General features: G+C 54.4%; 14 protein-coding genes and 2 pseudogenes. 9 read left to right on the top strand and 7 right to left on the bottom strand.

Annotated features, from left to right (window positions below; translation table 11 throughout):
* Window positions 1–141 precede the first annotated feature (141 nt).
* The 3 genes from CPter91_RS13450 (at window position 142) to CPter91_RS13440 (ending at window position 2,024) form a co-directional block, all read left to right on the top strand.
* Window positions 142–567, top strand: a complete 426-nt coding sequence (locus tag CPter91_RS13450) for an Rrf2 family transcriptional regulator (protein WP_061941126.1) — start codon at window positions 142–144, stop codon at window positions 565–567.
* A gap of 66 nt (window positions 568–633) precedes the next feature.
* The gene (locus tag CPter91_RS13445; RefSeq protein WP_061941124.1) at window positions 634–1,224 is read left to right on the top strand and encodes an NADPH-dependent F420 reductase; all 591 of its coding nucleotides are present in this window, start codon (window positions 634–636) and stop codon (window positions 1,222–1,224) included.
* 38 nt (window positions 1,225–1,262) lie between these two features.
* The gene (locus CPter91_RS13440) at window positions 1,263–2,024 is read left to right on the top strand and encodes an SDR family NAD(P)-dependent oxidoreductase (protein ID WP_061941122.1); all 762 of its coding nucleotides are present in this window, start codon (window positions 1,263–1,265) and stop codon (window positions 2,022–2,024) included.
* 288 nt (window positions 2,025–2,312) lie between these two features.
* On the opposite strand, the pseudogene CPter91_RS27185 reads toward CPter91_RS13440, so the two are convergent.
* The 3 genes and pseudogenes from CPter91_RS27185 to CPter91_RS13435 all read right to left on the bottom strand — a co-directional run.
* Window positions 2,313–2,597 (bottom strand): annotated as a pseudogene (locus tag CPter91_RS27185) (ATP-binding protein); the annotation flags it as partial.
* A 255-nt stretch (window positions 2,598–2,852) separates the two neighbouring features.
* Window positions 2,853–2,957: pseudogene (locus CPter91_RS27730) on the bottom strand (helix-turn-helix domain-containing protein); the annotation flags it as partial.
* 375 nt (window positions 2,958–3,332) lie between these two features.
* Complete coding sequence (locus tag CPter91_RS13435) at window positions 3,333–5,306, bottom strand: acid phosphatase (protein WP_061941121.1); 1,974 nt, start codon at window positions 5,304–5,306, stop codon at window positions 3,333–3,335.
* 284 nt (window positions 5,307–5,590) lie between these two features.
* On the opposite strand from CPter91_RS13435, the gene CPter91_RS13430 reads away from it, so the two are divergent.
* Together CPter91_RS13430 and CPter91_RS13425 are read left to right on the top strand one after the other, a co-directional pair.
* The gene (locus CPter91_RS13430; protein WP_061941119.1) at window positions 5,591–6,499 is read left to right on the top strand and encodes a LysR family transcriptional regulator; all 909 of its coding nucleotides are present in this window, start codon (window positions 5,591–5,593) and stop codon (window positions 6,497–6,499) included.
* A gap of 298 nt (window positions 6,500–6,797) precedes the next feature.
* Entirely contained in the window at window positions 6,798–7,562 is a 765-nt protein-coding gene (locus CPter91_RS13425; RefSeq protein WP_417924859.1) for a substrate-binding domain-containing protein, read from the top strand.
* A gap of 153 nt (window positions 7,563–7,715) precedes the next feature.
* Here CPter91_RS13425 and CPter91_RS13420 read toward each other — a convergent pair whose 3' ends face one another.
* Complete coding sequence (locus CPter91_RS13420; protein ID WP_236906049.1) at window positions 7,716–10,073, bottom strand: discoidin domain-containing protein; 2,358 nt, start codon at window positions 10,071–10,073, stop codon at window positions 7,716–7,718.
* 482 nt (window positions 10,074–10,555) lie between these two features.
* Window positions 10,556–11,593 carry a hypothetical protein gene (locus CPter91_RS13415; RefSeq protein ID WP_417924819.1) on the bottom strand — a complete coding sequence of 346 codons (1,038 nt, stop codon included), beginning with the start codon at window positions 11,591–11,593 and terminating at the stop codon, window positions 10,556–10,558.
* A gap of 1,628 nt (window positions 11,594–13,221) precedes the next feature.
* Here CPter91_RS13415 and CPter91_RS13405 point away from each other — a divergent pair.
* The 4 genes from CPter91_RS13405 to CPter91_RS27350 all read left to right on the top strand — a co-directional run bounded on the left by CPter91_RS13405 (window position 13,222) and on the right by CPter91_RS27350 (window position 17,301).
* Entirely contained in the window at window positions 13,222–13,596 is a 375-nt protein-coding gene (locus tag CPter91_RS13405; protein ID WP_061941115.1) for a hypothetical protein, read from the top strand.
* Between the two features lie 188 nt (window positions 13,597–13,784).
* Complete coding sequence (locus CPter91_RS13400; RefSeq protein WP_150119690.1) at window positions 13,785–14,660, top strand: GumC domain-containing protein; 876 nt, start codon at window positions 13,785–13,787, stop codon at window positions 14,658–14,660.
* 374 nt (window positions 14,661–15,034) lie between these two features.
* Window positions 15,035–16,945 carry a metallophosphoesterase gene (locus CPter91_RS13395; RefSeq protein WP_236905809.1) on the top strand — a complete coding sequence of 637 codons (1,911 nt, stop codon included), beginning with the start codon at window positions 15,035–15,037 and terminating at the stop codon, window positions 16,943–16,945.
* Window positions 16,945–17,301 carry a LamG-like jellyroll fold domain-containing protein gene (locus CPter91_RS27350; RefSeq protein WP_061941110.1) on the top strand — a complete coding sequence of 119 codons (357 nt, stop codon included), beginning with the start codon at window positions 16,945–16,947 and terminating at the stop codon, window positions 17,299–17,301. The genes CPter91_RS13395 and CPter91_RS27350 overlap by 1 nt, the downstream gene beginning before the upstream one ends.
* A 423-nt stretch (window positions 17,302–17,724) precedes the next feature.
* Here the strand turns inward: CPter91_RS27350 and CPter91_RS13385 are convergent, their stop codons facing one another.
* Complete coding sequence (locus CPter91_RS13385; protein ID WP_061941108.1) at window positions 17,725–18,756, bottom strand: amidohydrolase family protein; 1,032 nt, start codon at window positions 18,754–18,756, stop codon at window positions 17,725–17,727.
* 29 nt (window positions 18,757–18,785) lie between these two features.
* The gene (locus CPter91_RS13380; RefSeq protein ID WP_061941106.1) at window positions 18,786–19,481 is read right to left on the bottom strand and encodes a type 1 glutamine amidotransferase domain-containing protein; all 696 of its coding nucleotides are present in this window, start codon (window positions 19,479–19,481) and stop codon (window positions 18,786–18,788) included.
* Between the last annotated feature and the right edge of the window lie 16 nt (window positions 19,482–19,497).

The raw sequence follows: 19,497 nt of genomic DNA, 5'->3' as shown, positions 1-19,497 counted from the left end.
ATGGACCTGACACCTTTTGCAAGTTCTTTTTGTAACGTTGAAACGGTTTGCGTGCATGTATCAGCGGCTGCCAATTGCTTATAGCCTTCTCATATTTTTCCATGCTTGACTTATCCAACGGATACGATAATAATATCCGTTATGGCATCGGTAAATACTCAGTTTTCAATTGCGGTTCATGTGTTGGCGGCGATCGCCCACTATGAAACCTCTTTCACGTCTGAAGTTTTAGCCGGCAGCGTGAATGCGAATCCGATTTTTGTTAAGAGAATCCTGGCGAAGCTCTCAAAAGCGAAATTGGTCAAAGCCACTGTTGGTAAAGCAGGGGGCTACACGCTGACTAAAAATCCAAAAGACATTTCGCTATTAAACATCTCGCATGCAATAAATCCTCCCGATGTTTTTGCCATCCATACCTATGAGAAAAAGGAGTGGTGCGTAGTGAGCAATAATATTAAAGCGGTAATGGGTGAGGTTTTGGTCGGTACGCAGAAAGCTGTTGAAAATGATTTGAAGCAGACCACGCTGGCAGATGTTGTTTCAAAAATCAGGAGCAAATCTCGTTAGCGTTTTTTTTGATCTAAATAGATACGTTAATAGTATCTATAACATAAGCGAAAGGCAGTAAATTCTATGAAAATCGGATTTATCGGAGCGGGAAGCGTAGCCCAAAAATACGCTAAATACTTTGTACGGTATGGACATGAGGTTGTGCTTAGCAACAGCAGAGGGCCGGATTCGTTAAACGAACTCGTGAGTAGTATCGGCTCGAATGCCAGAGCAGCCACTGTCCAGGAAGCAGCGATGCAAGATATCGTGATCTTGTGTGTCCGGTGGGAGCAGGCAAAGCAGGCGCTCGCCGAGATTTCGGATTGGGGTGGGCGAATTCTTGTCGACGCAACAAATCGACCTGCCAATGAAGACGCCGAGGGCAAGACTTCGAGCGAGATCATCGCAAGTTATGCCCCTGGGGCTGGAGTCATCAAGGCGCTCAATACGCTCGTCATGAATTGGATGCCAGACTCCTCAGAGAACGACCGCAAATTGGTTCTATTTATGTCGGGCGACGATAAAGCCGCGAAGCAGAAACTAGCGCGCGTTCTCGACGAAGCCGGCTTTGCACCGGTGGATCTTGGGGGCCTGATTGAGTCTGGAAGACTCCAGGAATTCGGCGCCCCCTTAAGCGGACTTCACATGAATCTGGTCAAACGAATGAATTCCTGAATCCAACGCAAAACGACTAACGTTTAAAGGATAAGACAATGAACAGCAGTGCAAATAAATTAGCAGGAAAAATCGCGGTCATCACCGGCGGCAATAGTGGCATGGGCTTGGCCACAGCCAAGCGCTTTGTCGAAGAAGGTGCGCATGTCGTGATCACCGGGCGAAGAGAGAAAGAGCTGGCTGAAGCCGCAGCTTTCATCGGGAGAAACGTGACGACGGTCGCGGGCGACGTCTCGAACCTGGAAGATCTCGACCGTCTCTATGCCGTTGTGAAAGAGAAGCATGGTCACATCGATATTCTTTTTGCGAACGCAGGCGGAGGGACAGTCGCGCCGCTTGCAACGGCGACCGAATCTCATTTCGACAAGATCTTCGATGTCAACGTAAAGGGACTATTCTTTGCCGTGCAAAAAGCGCTCCCCCTTTTCAAAGATGGCGGCTCGATCATCCTGACTTCTTCAAACGCAAACGTACTGGGTGTGCCAGCCTTTACTGCCTACGCCGCCAGCAAGGCAGCCGTGCGCAGCTTCGCGCGCGGCTGGACGATGGAGCTAAAGGATCGCAAGATTCGTGTTAATTCGATGAGTCCTGGCCCAATCGAAACTCAGGCTTTGGAGAAGGCGGGCCTCACAGCTGAACAGGCAGAACAGGCGGCAGCGCAGTTCGCTTCGCAAGTTCCGCTCGGCCGCAGAGGCAAGCCCGAGGAAATTGCTGCCGTCGTCGTGTTCCTTGCTTCCGATGAAAGCTCATATATCACCGGTGTGGATCTCGCCGTCGATGGGGGTATGGCGCAGGTCTGACATGAAGATGTCTTGGACACATGATAGCGACTCACTAGACGCCTGAAGCAGGAGGCTGCTGATTAGCTGTTGAGAAGAGTTCTACGGGTCCAAAATAAAACGGCGGATGATCCCACGAACATCCGCCGTTTTTTAAATCACACGTTCATCTAACCCTGGGCTTAGGTTGAGAGCTCAGTGCGCACCAGCTTGATAAAGTCACGAGTTAAAGCATTTTGTTGAATTGCATTGAATACTGACCCGTATTTTGTATCGAATACTGACCCATTCTTAATTACGATTTTTGGGTTACATAGAGACTAAATGGGTCTTCCCCTCCCTTTCTGTTGTTTGTGTTGAGCTATTTTTAAAACGATAGCTGTCGTTTCCCGTTTCAATAATATGACAGTGATGGGTAAGTCGATCAAGCAATGCTGTCGTCATTTTTGGGTCACCAAATACAGCGCCCCATTCTGAAAAACCAAGATTTGTTGTGATGATAAGGCTAGTTCGTTCATAGAGCTTACTGATCAAATGGAATAAAAGAGCTCCTCCAGACTGACTAAAGGGGAGATAGCCCAACTCGTCCAAGATTGTCCCTTTGCTTGCAGAATTGACCCTATCCAACTGATCCACTCGCCACTGTCGCGCAAAGGCGGCAACCCGGTCGTAGGATCCTTCAAAGCCTAGCTCACATAAATCAGCATGGATCTGTTTTAAGCTGCGCCGCTGTTTTCGAGACTTTGTCGCTTCGGTTTTAAGCCAGGATGAAAGTTTGAAGGCGTACTGATCAAGAGCACTGGGAGTGCGTCGATCCCGATAAGCCGGCTCTACGATTTCTGAGCGTAGATAGCGTCTGACGGTGTTTCTGGAGATCCCCAAGCGCCTGGCGATCTCCCTCAAGGAGACCTGGTCACGAAGGTGCCAGCGTCGAATAATGCCTAATAATGCCACGTCGATCACTCCAATCTCCCACTCACTATATTGAGTAGGATTGTGGTCTATACGTGGGTCAATTTTCGATGCAAATTATCCAGCTAAGTGGGTCAGTTTTCGGCGCAAATCAACAAGCATTTTTCTGATGGCGACGAAACACCATCCAGATAGAGGAATATGCCTCTTCACTGTCAATTTTTCGATAGGCTACCGTGCTGACCTGCATGCGCTGCTGTAGCGCTGGGATGATTGCGATGCCCAACCCTGCAGCAACTAAGGCAATCTGGGTCGAAAGTGATCAAGACAAGATGTGCGTCCCAGAACGCGCTGATCGTCGCGCGTGTTGCCGCGACGATCAGCAATCTAGCGAAAGATACTAATCTTTTCTGGTTTTTAGGTAGCAATACGCAATTGCAAGCCAGTATTGCTGTAAAGCGGGATCGCAGAGAAACCGTCTACAGAAATCGTATCGAATTTTCCTTTGAAATTTGCTGCGGTGATAACGGTGATCGTTGCTCCAACGGCCGGTTTATACCCACCTTGGAATTTGATGTGAAGAGTGCCGCCGGCAATGGTTATATTCCCTACGGCGGCAAATGCTCCTTGCTGACCGTTCCCTAAATTCAGTTCCAATGTGCTGCTTGGCAGTTGCGTATATTTCCCGAGGATACTCAGTGCACCAGATGCATTGCTTGCCAGCGTCCCGTCGGCAACGTACACGTCGCCCGCACCAAAAGCTGATACGGAATCTCCCTCCAATGTTCCCCCCTCCAACTGCGTACCGCCGCTCCAGGTATTATTGCCGCTTAACTTGAGAACCCCGCTTCCTTGCTTCGTCAGTTTCCCAGCGCCTGATATATCGTTACGCCAGGTATCAATCGCATAAAAGCCTCCTTTACTGGCGTCCATCGATACAACAACATTGCCATTGAAGGCCACATATCCGTCCGCTGCCGCAAAAAGATTGAGACGCCCCCAGCCTTCCGGGTCGTCCAAAACGGGATAGCCTGAAGCAATGGCGGTGGTTTTCAGCACGACACGACGCTGAACATCACTGAGGTAAGGCAATCGCGTCTCCAATAACACCTCGGCACCTTTGGGTACGACAGCGGGCGTTGTAGTTGCGGCTATTTGTGTAAAGCCGTAGGTCATGCGGCGCAAATAATTTGCCTTGTTGGTTGCATAATCAGCAAACCGGTCTGCGGTAGCGCTAACAGAGTGGGCAAAAGCATTAAAGGTATCGGGAGTTGTATTGGTTTGCGCCATGAGCGCCGTATGGGCCTGCGCCACAGCGGTAGCTTTTACAGTCGCGTTAGCTGGGTCGATCAGATTGGCGGCAACCACGGCTTGAGCAAGTACGCGTCCGCTCATCACGTCCAACGGCGAGTGCATACCTGCCAAAATCCGGTTTTCTCCCAGTTCCAAGCCACGGCTGATAATCTCTTGAAATCGCTCAGGAACCGCATAGGCCATCGCCACTGCGTCGCGGGTTGCCTCTGCCGAATGACCGCTGGTAAAACCGCCATCGGTTGCGGGTGTAGAGCTCTCTGCAGGCACAAGAGCCGGTACGACGGCTACACTGCTACTCCAACGGAATGGCCGGGCATATTTGTAAAAGCGTTTGGCGGGCTCCGTTGATCCGTTGTTGCCCATGGTGTTGATAAAATCCACAACGCCACCAAATGCCGGATTAGCGCTGCCGCCGACCCCAGTATTATTGCCGCTGTCGTTGTACAAAACAGTGGTTGCGTCGGCAGGGACCGTCGTAATGCTTGTCGTCTGTTGCGCTGCTTGGCGCCATGCTGTCGTCAGAGGTCCCATGCCATCGGTGACGCTATATCCCTTGCCACGACGATCGTCCAAATAAGCCGCCGTTGCCTGAGCTGAAGTGCGATTAGACGTCGCTGTAACTACATACTGGATGTTCGCGCTGTGCACAGCTGTGTTGAGTACGGTGCCGCCAGGAGTGCCATCGTTCGGAATGCCTGTCCAGGTTGACGGCACAATCGCAGGAAAATTACCAACTGCCGGCGCAGTAACGCCAGCGTCGACAAGATCGGTGAGTGGCTGCCAGATTGCCTTGAAGCCTGCCAAAAGACGCACTCCGGCATTTGTTTCAAGAGTTGCGTAGCGTGCGTCTCCACGCTGGTTGCTGGTCACATTGTCGACAAAAGCAGGGGCTGATGCAACAACTGGTGCGGCATCGACAAAGCCGGGATCTGCCGGTGCTGGCGGAATGGTTAACGCCGATGACGTAGATTGCGGAGTGCCCAGCTGATCTGATCCTCCACCGCAGGCTGCTAATACTAGGGTTGCACCGATGGCGAGCGCCAGCGGGCGACGCAGGAAGGATTGTCGTAGTCGCATTTTCTATGCCTTCATTTATAAGGAAAAAAACGAAGGAATGATAATTGCCAAATACTACAACAGCGTGACGTTCTTTCCTGCAATTAACCGCAACGGCATTCGTTGGAGATAAAGAAGAGTGGCGTCCCAAAATCGCTTCTATTCGCACTATCGATAGACGCATTGAATGAAGGAGCTTATTCATGCCCCTTTTGCAATTCCTGGTAAGGGCAACTTGCCATGAATAGAGTTTCTCGTTATCGTATCTATCTGTATTTTGCAAAATTCTTTGTGATTGATGCATTATGAACATGAATTTTGATTTGGGCGATCTGCGTGCCTTTGTCGCAGTAGCCGAACTGGGCAGCTTTCGCGCGGCGGCTGATTCGATACACCTGTCGCAGCCGGCACTCAGTCGACGTGTGGAAAAACTTGAAATTGCCCTGGGAGTAAGGCTGTTTGACCGGACGACACGCAGTGTCAGCTTGACCGCAGTAGGTAAAGATTTTTCCCGCAAGGCACGCGCATTGCTCGACGACCTTGAAAACTCTCTGCTTAGCATGCATGAGGTGGCCGCATCGCAAGTTGGTGAAGTCGTCATTGCCTGCGTTCCGTCAGCGGTCTACTATTTTTTGCCCAAGGTGCTGCGGGCTTACCGCGAGCAATATCCGAAAATTCGCGTGCGTATCATCGACGACAGTGCCAACGCGGTGCTGGAAAGCGTAGCGCGCGGCGAGGCGGATTTCGGCATCAATATCATCGGCACACAGGAGCCTGCGATCGATTTCCAGGTGATTTTGAAAGAGTCTTTCGTTGCTGCTTGCCGACGCGATCATCCGCTCGCAAAAAAACGTAAAGTGACTTGGGCGGAACTCGGGCAACATGATTTTATGACAGTCGACAAGAGCAGCGGCAATCGATTGTTGATGGATCTGGCGCTGGCGAATACAGATGTCAGACTGAGTTGGTGCTATGAAGCGAGGCATGTATCGACCTTGTTGGGCATGGTGGAAAGCGGACTCGGTGTGGCGGTCGTGCCGCGGCTATCCATGCCGCAAGGCGAGCATGCCACACTCACATCGGTGCCGTTAGTGGAGCCGACCGTAGATCGGACAGTTGGGCTGATTCACCGACGCGGGCACGAGCTACCGCCTTCAGCACGCCAGTTGTACCAGATGATCGAAAAAACCTCGCCTCGACGATCGCGACAATAGTGCACCAGTATGTCCTACTAAATTTCGCTCCCCAGCTGGCCGATGCGGCCCGACAGCGCTAGTTGCGAAACATTCAGCGTCGCGTCGAGCCGCACGCTTTGTGCTACCGCCATCTCCATCATCAGCAGGGCGCTTCAATCAAAGCGTAGCGGCCAAATTCCGATTGATGCGTGTAGCGCATTAAACGTAAAGAATTATGCATTTTACTTTAGCAATGACGTTCGTGATAATGGCTCGCCAAACTCACTCGTTATTGAATTTAGAAAAGTAGGAGAAAAAAATCGTGCGTATCAAACAAATCAGGTCCCGGCTATTCGCTCTCAGCACGCTCAGCCTTGCCTTGTGGTCTGGCGCGGCGCAAGCTGATGAAATCAATGTGATGAATTCGGGCGGTTTTACCGCCGCCTACAAAGCAATACAGCCCAAATTTGAAGCGGCTACGGGCCACACGTTGGTAACCGCTTGGGGGCCATCGATGGGCAAGGCGCCAGAAGCCATTCCCAACCGCCTGGAGCGGGGCGAGCCGGCCGACGTCGTGATCATGGTCGGCTATGCCTTGGACAATCTGATCAAGCAGGGCAAGGTGGTGGCCGACAGTCGCGTCGACCTGGCCGATTCCCGCATCGGCGTGGCGATCAAGGCTGGCAGCACGAAGCCGGATATTCGCACGGTGGAGGGCTTGAAGTCGGCCCTGCTGCAGGCGAAATCGATCGCCTACTCCGATAGTGCAAGCGGTGTCTACATTGAACGCGAGCTGTTCAAGAAACTGGGCATTGAAGAGCAGCTTAAGCCCAAAGCGCACATGATTCAGAAAATCCCGGTCGCAACGCTGGTGGCCAGCGGCGAATACGAACTGGGCTTTCAGCAGGTAAGCGAAATTCTGCCAGTGAAGGGAATCGATTTTGTCGGCAAGATTCCAGAGCAGGTGCAAAGCATCACCACCTTCTCGGCTGGAATCCCGGTTGGCGCCAAGCATCCGGATGCCGCCCGTGCACTGATCCGTTACCTGGCGTCGCCCGAGGCGCGCGCAGATGTGAGCAATAGCGGACTCGATCCGAAGTAGTCGCACTTCCTGCAAAAAAATCGTGGCCACGTGCGTCACATACTTGCTGTCGACGATGACCGTCGGTGCCAGCACGGTCACGTCGGATGTCCAGGCAAGTACGACGCGCCCGCTTGCTCGCCTGCTCCCGGCGTCAATCGAGTATCGGGTTCACTACGGCTTGGAAGCGAACAGCCCAATTTCGGCGAGATCCGTAAAGGTGCTATCGCCATTATTGGCTGTGATGTTGAGCCGGTAGTAGCGATAGGAGCCCGGACTCGCGATCGTGTAGGTCTTCAGCTTTAAGCGTGTGGCAAACACCTGGTTGCTTTGGGTGTCGAGCGTGGCCCAGGTAGAGCCGTCGGTGGAGCCCTGGAACTGCCAGTCCTTCGGATCGCGCGGGTCCCTGTCGTTGGCGCTGGTGACCGTATAGCGCTGGACGCGCTCCGTGTGGCCGAGGTCGTACTGCAGCCAGCCGCTCACGCCCGGGTGGAACCATTCCGTCCCCGAGTTTTGGTCGAAGGCGCTTCTGGCGTTGGCCACGTTGTTTCCGCTGTCGTTTGCGGCGCCGCCCGTGGCGAGGTTCACCATCGGACGCTGCGGCGTAGCGCTGTCCGCGGGAGAATTATCGCTCGTGCCGGCGGCGTTGGTCGCTGTGACGGTGTAGTAGTAGGTCGTGCCGTTGATCACTGACTTGTCCGTGTAGCTGCTGCCCGTAACACCCGACGCGATGGTTGTGGTTGGGCCGCCGCTGAAGGCAGCGCGCTTGACCGTGTAGCTGGCGGCGCCGAAGGACGCCTGCCAGCGCAGCGGGACCGCGCCATCGCCCGGCGAGGCCAGCAGCATGGCGGGCGCCGCGGGGATGACGCTCGGCGCACCACCGTCGCCGCCGGTGATCTGCACGTTGCTGAAGGTGGAGCTGTTCAGGGTGTTATTGGCGACTGAGGAGACCACCAGGCCGACATAGATCGTATCAGGAACGGGGGCGTCGATGCGGCCGACATCGGTGGCAGCCCAATTGGTGCCATCGGGAGAAAGGTAGCCGGTGATGATGTTCCCGATGCGCTCAAGCTTCACCCAGTACGAGGGCGTGGCGCTGGCGATGCCCAGGGCTTTGGTCCCATAGTTCGAACCACCATACACGGCGAGTTTCTGCATGTTCTGTTCGGCGTTGCCTCTGCTAGCGATGGCCATCCAGGCGCGCGGAGCCCCTTGTTCCAGGCTTGTGCGGATCATCACGCCCGCCACTGCGGCCGGACTGGTGTTCTGGACGGACTCGACTTTCGCGATGATGGCGCCGTTGCCGGTGATGGCCTTGTAGGTGAAGTGGAAAGCGTCTTGCGTGTGCCAGAAGATATCGTTACCCGCTCCCTGCACTATCCATTTGCCGTCGGCGTATGTGGCCCCGCCCGCCGGAGCGGCGCCTCCGATGTCGGCATTGCTGAATCCCGAGGTGATCGAGGTAGTCGACGGAATCGGCAGCGCCGGCGGCGGCGTCGCTTTCGAGGTGTCGGAATCCTTGAGGAACATGAAGCTGGTGCCGTCCACCGGCATCCAGAGGCGTCTCTGCGCGATGAAGGGTGCCTGGAGACCCTTGCGGAGGACGTAGGCGTCATAAATCTGATTAAGTGCTATGTTTCCGCCATTGGCGCCGTTCCAGCCGCGATTGGTGACGTCGGTGAGGTAGTAGCGATCGGTGGTGCCGAAAGGAAGGGCGGTCGTCGGGACGAGTTCGTTCACCCGCGCGAAATACTCACCCGCCGCCAACAGGCGGTTGTCAAAGTCGGAATAGATGTCGATGCCTTGGCTCCAGAGCGCCTCGGCGAGCATGGTCAGCGACTTGAGCTGCCCATAGGAGTGTCCTTGGTCACGAAGGTAGTCGCCGAGCATGCCGATGTCGTTGGAATTGCGCAGTCCGATATGGGCTAGCGTGCGAGCCTGATAGACGACCTTGTCCAATGCCTCGATGTCGTCGTTGTAGATCGCCATCAGTCCAAGAGCGGTGAGGGCCAGTGCGCCCTTGTTGGCGGCCCCGTAGGAGCTGTCGCCATAGGGGTTCGATGCCGGCATCAGGACGTCCTTGAAGTACTTCTTGACGATCGTCGTGTCGGCTTCCGTCCAGCCTGGCCATGTGCTGCGCAGGATGTCCGCGCCGCCCACGACCTGGAGAGCGTAATCGCCCAGATCAAGCATCGACTCGCGACCCGAGAACTCAGTCTGGGTGCTGGCCCAAGCAAGCAGGACCTCGCGCGCCTTCTTCGCGTATCGTTCGTCCTGGGTGAAATACCACATCCGCGAAAGATTCCAGATCGCGCCCATGTCCTTACGCCAGGGCCAAAGATGCTCGTCGGGGGCGCGGCTCACTTTCGCGAACGGCCCTGACATGAGGTAGGTGAAATGGGCCGTGCCGTCATTCGCCAACATGTTGTAGGCGGACTTCCACGGCTCCTTGCCCTGATCGACGTATGCCTTGAGAGTTTGGAGATCCGAAAGGGTGAGCGGAGCGCCTGGATGCGTGAATGCGCGGACCACAGGGGCACCTCCCACTGGGGTACCTGTAACCGGGGTACCTGCGACCGGAGTGCCTGCAACCGGAGTACCTGCAACCGGAGTACCTGCGACCGGAGTACCTGCGACCGGAGTGCCTGCGACCGGAGTGCCTGCAACCGGAGTACCTGCGACCGGAGTGCCTGCGACCGGAGTGCCTGCAACCGGAGTGCCTGCAACCGGAGTGCCTCCCGCAAGGGGACCTCCGACAGGAGCGGCTCCCGCCGGGGCACCTGCCACAGGGGCGTCTCCCGCCGCAGCGCCTCCCGTCTCGGCAAATCCCATCTGCTCGCCACCGCAAGCGCTGAGTATCAGGCAAATAGTGGCCGTTGTAAAAAGTTGTTTTTTCAAAATGGATGTCATATTTTCAAAAGAGAAAGGTGTTCGTAAGAACAATTTTTCCAGCAGGAATTTCGTATGGGATTAACCTGCAGAGCCGATACGTGTGCAGTCACCGTCATCGGTCACTACCGCAGGACGGCGCCACCTTGCGCGAGATACAGCCCCAGAAGCCGGGCAAATTGTCCGCCGTCAGTGTTGATCGTGGTTTGAAAGGATCCCCCTGCGCTGAAGACGATTGCGAAGGTATGGATATCGCCATATTCCTGTGTGTTGCGTAGCATGTAGTCGACACGATTGTCGCGATAGTGTTGATTAGTGCCACCAGGCGTGGCGGACGGCACACCCATGGGCGTCTGCCACCACAGGATCGGGAGTCCATTGCTTAGCGCGGTGCGATAGTCCGAGATCGCGCTCTGCGATTGGTGAAAATTCGGTGTAGCGATATTGTTTTCGTCCCAATAGAACGATCCGGTTCGTCCTGCGCATTCCGCTGGAGGCGATGCGACTTCCATGCAGCCGGCGTCCCGATCGCTGGTTTGGGCAACGATGAAATCCGCCTGATGTGCTCCAACCGCCTTCATTTCAGCGCCAATCTCAGCCGGGGAGCCAGACCAGAACGAGGGCGGGAATCCGAGCAATGCATTAGGTGCGATCTTCCTGCCCATCTGCACCAGGCACTGGCCGACGCCGGCAGCGGTATTCGGCAATCCGCTGCATTCGGCCTGGCTGCTGACGACGGCTGGTATCTGCGCTGGATCATGCCCGGGCGCCTCTGCCCATACGAAACCCCAGAAATCCGGCTCCAGATTGATCAGAACGGGCGCATTGAGCGCGGCAATGCGTTGATACATCAGCCGTGCCTGCGCCCAGTAGTTATTCATGAACGTCGCATCGTTGATTCCGCTCAGGTTGCCGCCGCCGTTCTGCGCCATCTGATAAAACGTGAACATCGGGGTCGCACCATAGGCCTGGACGGCCTGCGCGGTATATGTGATGTAGGCGCCGTCTGGACTGTTCCAGGTAGGCCATGAGCCCGCGCCGACGCCCACCAGGTAGGTGTCGACGATATCCGGGTGAATGCTTTGGCTTTGCATTTGCGGCAAGGAATTGCCGGCACCAAGTCCGACCAGCACCCGAGAAGGCTTGCCGAGCTTGGCCACCAAAGCGGCGGTCGTCGCGGCGCCTGCATTACCGCCAGAAGTCCCGCCAGAAGTCCCACCAGAAGTCCCACCAGAAGTCCCACCAGAAGTCCCACCAGAAGTCCCACCAGAAGTCCCACCAGAAGTGCCGCCAGAAGTCCCCCCAGAAGTGCCGCCAGAAGTGCCACCAGAAGTGCCACCAGAAGTGCCGCTGCCATTCCCGCTCTGGCTGACTGTGCTGCCACCTTGGGCGGCATCGTTTCCACCTCCGCAGCCAAAGAGGAACAGTGCGAGCAGTAGCGTGGCAGTGTGTCGAGGGGTAAATTTAGTCATCTAAAAGTCCGTAAAAATATACTGGAGCGTCCGCGATTCAGATCAGCGACACTCCGGATTAACAAAGCCAACTCAGTAGTTGTAAATCATTCCTCGGCCAGACAGGAACACACGGTCATAGACGCTGGTATCGGCGACGATCCGGGCATCCGTTCGGGCGTAGCGCAGATTGGCCACGGTAGGGGGGGGGTGATGCCCGGAACATACCCACCACCGCCCACCTTTATGTTTGCCCAACCTGTAGTGGGGGCCACAGATCCATTAGTTGGTGTGGACCCCGTACGGGCGGAGTGGAACCTGTGCCGGTTGAAGTGGAAGCTGTACCGGAATCGCTTTCTCCGTCACCGCACGCACTGAGTATTAGGCCGGCAGGGATCGTTATAAAGATTTGGTTTTTCAAAAGAGATGTCATATGTTCCGCGTGCGACAGTTGTTATGCGGCAATATCACTAGCACTATCCGTGCCACATCGAATCCCTAACACGCCGCCGAATTAATCCAGGCGAACAAACGGAAAGCGATCCGCAATTCTGTCATTGCATATGGACAAAATTTGACCGAAAAAAAACAAAACTGACAAATTTTGTTAGCGCTAACATGTACAGGGTAGTCTCGTTTAGCGTGAACAGGCTCAAATAACTGCACTCAAAATTCGAAACAACAAAAATCCAGTTTGTCGTTTGCATGCTGAATTGACCCGCCCGCCATACCTTGGCGAAGGCTTTCCCTTTCAGCAGATCCCTGGACATCCAATTCCCGCAGATCCTGATGGATCTGTTTCACGATGCGTCGTTGCTTGCGTGACTTCACCACCTAGGGTTGAAACGCGCATTTATTGATTGCTGCAGGTGTACGGCGATCCCCATAGATTGGCTCGGGGATTTCCGAGCGGAGATAGCGCCGAACAGTGTTTCTGGAGACATCTATCGTGATGGTGAACTTGCCGCGCGAATAAGCGATATGCGGGAGTAGGGGGCATTAGGGGATTTTTATATTTGCGCAAACGCCGGGAAGCGCCTTGTCGGGAATTCCTTACGCCAGTCATGTAAGCGTAATCGCGACAGAGATGGATCGGCGAATGCATTTCGCGCTTGCGGCATTCTTTTATGAGCTTCGTCGTCGGCCGGCGATTCCAGGATTGGAGGAAATGCTTACGCGAAATTCAGGATTGCCCGATTGAAATATTCTTTTGCATTGTTCACTATCGACGCCAAGAAATCATCCGAGGCTGCAGATAGTCTGAGCCGGAATGCTCAGTCTATCAACGGATTGTGAGTCTTGCGAATAGTCGCGTTTTCGGGATCGATGGAGCAGACCGTGTGGCACAGAAAATTTTAGACGACGATGCCATGTTGCTGGCGCAGGTACTAGGCTCTCTCAATCTGGACGAAACGGCCGGCACCGCGCGATTCATGGAGAGCTTGACTTTCGATGCCATTTTTCGTGAGGATTGGGAGCGCATTTGCGGCAACCTGGATCAACTGCATTTTTACGACAGTCTCGCCGCTGGCATGTTTGACGCGCTGGAAAATCATGGGGATCTGGAAAATGCCATGCGGGAGAGGGCTGGCCAGCTGCGGCGGGAAGTCGAGGCGCAATATGGCGGCCTGCTTGACGAGATTGAAGAGAACTATGAATGGATTTGCAAACATATGGTTTCCATGGAAATCCATAGGCGCAAATATAAATGCTGATTTATTTTTTTTGAATAAAAAAATTGGTCTTTCGGTTTTTTTTTGAAAAGTGATGCCTGGCTTTCACAAGTTGCTGTGGGCATCAATTTTGCATTGCATGGTGTTGGCTTGCTTCGAAAACTGATAATCGTCTGCCCGTCCTTTTATCTGGATCATCGGACTGACAGCACCTTGGATATATTTAATTGATGAATGCGTCGACAAATTTAAATTTGCCACTTCCCACTCTATCTTCAGCAATCAAGCGACATTGGAAGAAGTTCGCGATATTTGGTTTTATCGGTGCGGCGATGGGAATGGGTATTGCTTTGACTATCCCTCAGCAATGGTCGGCGACACTGCTGTTTCAAGTCGGGCAGGTTGGTTCCAACAGCAATTTGCTGGCGACGCCGGACAACGTAATTCAGCATGTGAAATTTCCCGGATTTGTGGACCAGGTTTTGCAATCGCAAAAGCTGCCCACCGGCGTATCAGTCAGCGGGCGTAGCGATGTCATCAAAAAGACGCTCACTGCCAGCCTCGAAAAAGGGAGCAGCTTGATAAAAATGTCCGTCAGAGGCAATACCCCTGAGCAGGCCGAGGAAAATTTAGCGGCGGCATTTCAGTTGCTACAAAGCGAGCATGCCTTGTTACTGACACCGTCGGTTACCAAGTACAAAAAAAATCTGGAAGATGCAACTGCATCGCTCGCAAGAGCGCAGGATGAGAAGAAAAAGATTCTCGAGTCAGTTAATAAGGCAGGGATATCCGACAATACGCAACGAAAATTCTATGACAGCATTGTGTTGACCAGCATGCTTACATCGAATGATTCTGAAATGCGCATTTTGCGCGATCAAATAAATTCACTTGATGAAGTTCTCAGCCCGTACCGGACGTTTAATACAAAAATGGTGACATCCGTGTATGTGCCGGTGGATGCAGTTTCTACGGGCAAAGGCATTGCCCTGGTGTCCGGGGTTTTATTAGGGTGGCTGATTGCTGCAATCTTGGCCTTATTGACCGACAACGAACTGTTGGCGGCGGCGAGAGCCGCTCTTGATAGTCCGAACGAAATCGTATAAAGCTCTTCGGACAAGAGCAACTCTGCAGACAAAAAAAGCACTCTCCATTATTTCAGCCAAGGCGACCTGGATTTTCTGGGATCCGCTTCCCTTCTGTGCGCAGCAAGTAGTCTCGGATTAGCGCCGACGACTACATCGACGCTCGTCGAATTTTTCGCCGCTGGCCAACAGTCATTTCCCTGCGCCGACGTGTTCAGTTGTTGTTTCTTCGTTGACGATCTCCGCGAATAAGTGCGGTATTTTTGGATCGTGGAGTTCTTTAACTGGCCGGTAATAAATGCTTCCTATAATTACCAGGCATAAAAAAAGGAGCTCTCGTTTTCTGGAGAAAAGCTCCTCGGCAGGCTCCTTTAAAACTCAATGAAAAATTCCAAATGAAAAATGTCAATCTGGATCAGCTCGCTTCCGTTCCCGAAAAAAAACGGCGAGAAATATTGAAATCGATGCTTGCGATGTCCGTAGCAGGGGTGGGCACGATATTGCAGGGCTGTGGAGGCGGGGCGGAGAGTTTCTCCGACGCCAGTGGTACAGGATCCCAAGGTGGAACAATATCTCCGAATGGAACAACGGCTCCGAGTGGAACAACATCGCCGCCACTCGCGGTCAAGGCCATATCAAGTTTTTCAATCCCCATTTTGCCCGATACGCAATTTTATCCACGCTATGCTTCTGAGAAGATGGGGGAGTTATATCAGAAGCTCTACAAGACAATTAATCCACTGTACAGCAATCCGTTCAAAACTCAGACACAGTGGATTGCCGCACATAGCGCCGATCTGAAAATACCATTCACGATTCATCTCGGTGACGTGGTAGATCAGTCGTGGTACTACACGGCAGAAGGTTCCTCGCCATGGACAAGCAGTACAAATCTGGTGGCGAATGGACAGCTGAATAGCGACCAGGTAAACAAGGAGTGGGAGCTGGCAAGCCAAGCCATGCAAGTCCTGGAGGTAGCGAAGTGCCCCTATTCGATCTGTGCCGGCAATCACGACGTTGGCGCGATTGGGCATGACATGCAATGGGGGCCGGATTGGGGCGTTGGTGTGACGGGCTTTAACAACGACGATGGCTACCAGGACGGCGGCAGTCATCGTTCCGGTATCTTCCAGCCGTATCTGCAAGTGTTCCCGACGGAACGCGCCAAGCAGCAAGCCACATTCGGCGGCAGGCATGCATCCGGATTCCATGAGTATCATGTTTTCAGCGCGGAAGGTAACAAGTTTCTCGTGCTCTCCCTATCTTGGAGAGCCTCCGATGATGCTCTCGCGTGGGCAAACCAGGTTATAGCGAGCAACAGCACGATCCCGGTGATCCTGGTAAATCATCAATTGATGGGAATTGGCAGCGACGGCAGCACTGCGGCCGACACTGCCTATTCAAATTATTTGTGGGACAAGCTTATAAAAAACAACGACCAGATTTTCATGGCTGTCAGCGGGCACTATCACGGGTCGTGCACGAAAATCAAACAGAACGCTTTTGGCAACGACGTCGTTTTAATGGTGGTCGATTATCAGATGGCATATATGGGCGGCAACGGATTGCTGCGGCTGTATGACTTTGATCTGACTAATAACAAAATAACGGCCAGTTCATTTTCCCCATGGGTGCCTGTCAAGCCGTCGAGCACGCTTAATCAGTTTGATGTTGCGTGGCTAACAGATTCCAATCAAAGCTTTTCGCTGGATTTTCAATTCGCAAAGAGGTTTTCATCTTTCAATAAAAATTTCAATATCCCGATTGGCACATCAACCCAAGCATTGACAGATATAGCGAAGTCCTTGATTCTTACCAATTACAACCAGGCACCGCAAAAAGCTGTTGTACTGCCGACTGGCAGCGACGATTATCCAAAGGTGGCCAATACGCTCGCGCATTGGCGGTTTTTTAATTCAGCGGCGGCCGAAGGGGATGCTTTCCCGTATCAGGCAGGACAGCAGATCAAGGACGCATCAACGGCTGGAGTCAACCCCATTTCTTTGCACACCGAACTTGGCAAGCCGGGAGATCTGATTTGGTCGAAGGATCATCATCCGTTGTCGGCATCCCCAGGAAGTCTGCGTTTTCTCAATTCCACGGGCACGAGAGCCTCTTACTTCACAACCGATCCAAACTCTTCTCTGAATACCGAACCGTTCTCGAACGGGTATACAGTCGAAGCATTTATCAAGATTGATCCCGGCTTCGACGCTAGCGTAAATGGATGGATGGGCATCCTGTATCGCCTCGGCCCCGTTCAGAGCTCACTGGCTTTGCTTCAGACGATGGGGATTGCTGTCTGATGTTCGCGTTGTCGAACTTGATGGAAATTCAGTGGGAAATCGTGCCGGTCGATCAAAACACTAACCTGACATGCTGGTCCGGCAGTATCTCTGCAGGACAATGGCTGCATATCGCCGTCGTTAATAACCCGAGTGACTCGTATTCCACAACCTTGTATGTGGAAGGCGCGCCTGTCCTGCGAAACAACTCCGGCATGAACGGCGTTCGCAGTGTCAAGCCTGCGGCTCAGATGGCGGTCGGTTGCGGGCAATGGGCGGGAGACATGTCAACCGGGTTCTTAGGCAGCTTAGGGGAAATCCGCATTGTCGGCACCCCGCTGACCTCGGATAAGTGGCTTACTGCCCGGGCTAGCTGAGGCATTGGGCCGATCTTGCAAGCGCAGCTGTGAAATGATCCGATGATTCAATCTTGTTGCGGTCCATCCATGATGCGTACCAATTAAGTACCCGTCATCTCGCTTGTCATGTACGTTGTCAGGGAAGGCGACGGATTCGCCATCGCATGACAGGATATGGCCGCAACAAGGTTATCGCTGTATTTGAACTGCCGCCCTTAGCACGGCTCTGACAATCGCCGGCGCCAGCTTTTGCTCATCGTCAGCGGCAACTGCACGCACTATTGATCGGTAAACCGATAACCTTCCAGCGCTGCCGAAGTCCTGTCACATGACCAAGCCCGGCAGGGGCCTGTCGTTATAACATGCCGTTAGCCGCGACGGGTTGTATTCGGCCACCTGCGGTCGTTGTCGAGCGGCGGCTTTCCAGCTAAGTGGGTCAGTTCACAAAAGCAACAGCCGTTCGGCGTTGCCGTGGGCGATGAGGGCCTTGTCGGTTTCGCTGACAGGAAGGCGCTCAATGAAGGCTCTTGCGCCGTCCAGGCTCTGGTAAGGGTAGTCGATGGAGTACAGAATGCGCTCCGCTCCCATCAGCGCATGGATGAACTGGAAGTGCGGCAACGTGAGCATGCCGCTGGGCGATACGTACACATGCTCGCGATAGGTCTGCACGATCGGACGCTGGAGGCCGGAGGCTTCTTGCGGAATGGAGTCTTCCAGTCTTTGCAGGAAGAAAGGCAGCATCTCGCCCCAATGGCCACTGATGAGCTGCAGTCCCGGATAGCGGTCGAACACGCCCGCGAGCAGCATGCGTACCACCTGAATGCCCGCTTCGTTGTGCCAGCCCCAGGCAAACATGGCAAGCCGGGCGCTGAGTTCGCGCTCGAAACCGCCATAGTACGGCGCTTGGACGGCGGGCAACGGCAGACCGGGGTGGACGTACAGCGGGACTTTCAGTTCGTCGAAAGCGGCGAGGATGGGCGCGTAGCGCGGATCGTCCAGGAAGGTGTCGCCGGGACGGCCATTGATGAGTGCGCCTTTGAGGCCCAACTGTTTCACCGCCCGCTCCAGTTCGCGCGCGGCTGCCTCGGGCGCTTGCCAGGGCAGCGTGGCGAAGCCGGCGAAGCGCGCGGGATGTGCCTGTGCTGCCAGCGCCAGTTTGTCGTTGGCGGCACGATTCAGGTCGATGGCCTGCGCCGCAGGCAGCAACTGAGGAAAGCCGCCATAAGAGAGTACCTGCATGTCGATGCTTGCCGCGTCCATCTCGGCCAGGCGCGGTTCACCCATTTCCAGAGCTTTGCGGGCGGACTCGCTGGGCGCGATAACATGCGGACGACTGGGATCGGTCACATGCCTGCCGTCGATCACGCGGCTGCCCCAGTCGGGTAGATAAGGGGCCTCGGCACGGACCAAGCTCTGCGTGGCCGCTCCGATGGCGGGATCGAGTACGTGCTCTTCGACACAGATCAATTTCACGATGTTCTCTTTCTCGTGTCAGTGGCTGATCACGCCAATAAGGCATCGCGCAACGCTTCGCCCAAGCTCGCAGCGGACTGCGGATTCTGTCCGGTGATGAGGCGACCATCGATGACTACGTTGTCGGCCCAATTGGCGGCGTTCTGGTGGTGTGCGCCGCGTTCGTTGAGCGTGGACGCTAGCAGAAAAGGCACAACGTGCGTGGATTGCACTTCCTCTTCCTCGCCGTCGGTAAAGGCTGCCACTCGTTTATTTGCCACCAGCAGGCTGCCATCGGCACGGCGCGCGTTGACCAGGGCCGCCGGGCCATGGCACACCGCCGAGACGATACCGCCCGCCGCATCGATTTCGCGAATGGCTTTTTGCGCGGCGACGCTGTCGGGGAAGTCCCACATCGTGCCGTGACCGCCCGCAAAGAAGATCGCCGAATAGCGCGAAGGATCGACATCATCCAGGCACAGCGTATGCGCGATGGCATGACGGAAATCGGCATCGGCCCAATAGCGGGCAATGACCGGATCGTTCATGTCTTCCAGCCCATCCAGCGGCGCAGCGCCGCCCAAGGGCGAGGCGTATTCCACCTGGAGACCTGCTGCTTGTAATTTTTCCAGCGGGTGGGTGACTTCGGCCAGGTTAAAACCGGTGGGGATACCCGTTGCTCCCTTCACCGCGTTGCTGGTGACGACGAAGAGGACGGGCTTAAGTTTGGAAGCTTGCTTGGTCATGATCGTAGGTTCCTGT

This window comes from Collimonas pratensis, assembly GCF_001584185.1.
In the GTDB taxonomy this organism is placed as follows: Bacteria; Pseudomonadota; Gammaproteobacteria; order Burkholderiales; family Burkholderiaceae_D; genus Collimonas; species Collimonas pratensis.
The sequence above is the reverse complement of the archived record's forward strand: the minus strand, read 5'-3'. Positions and strand labels throughout refer to the sequence as shown.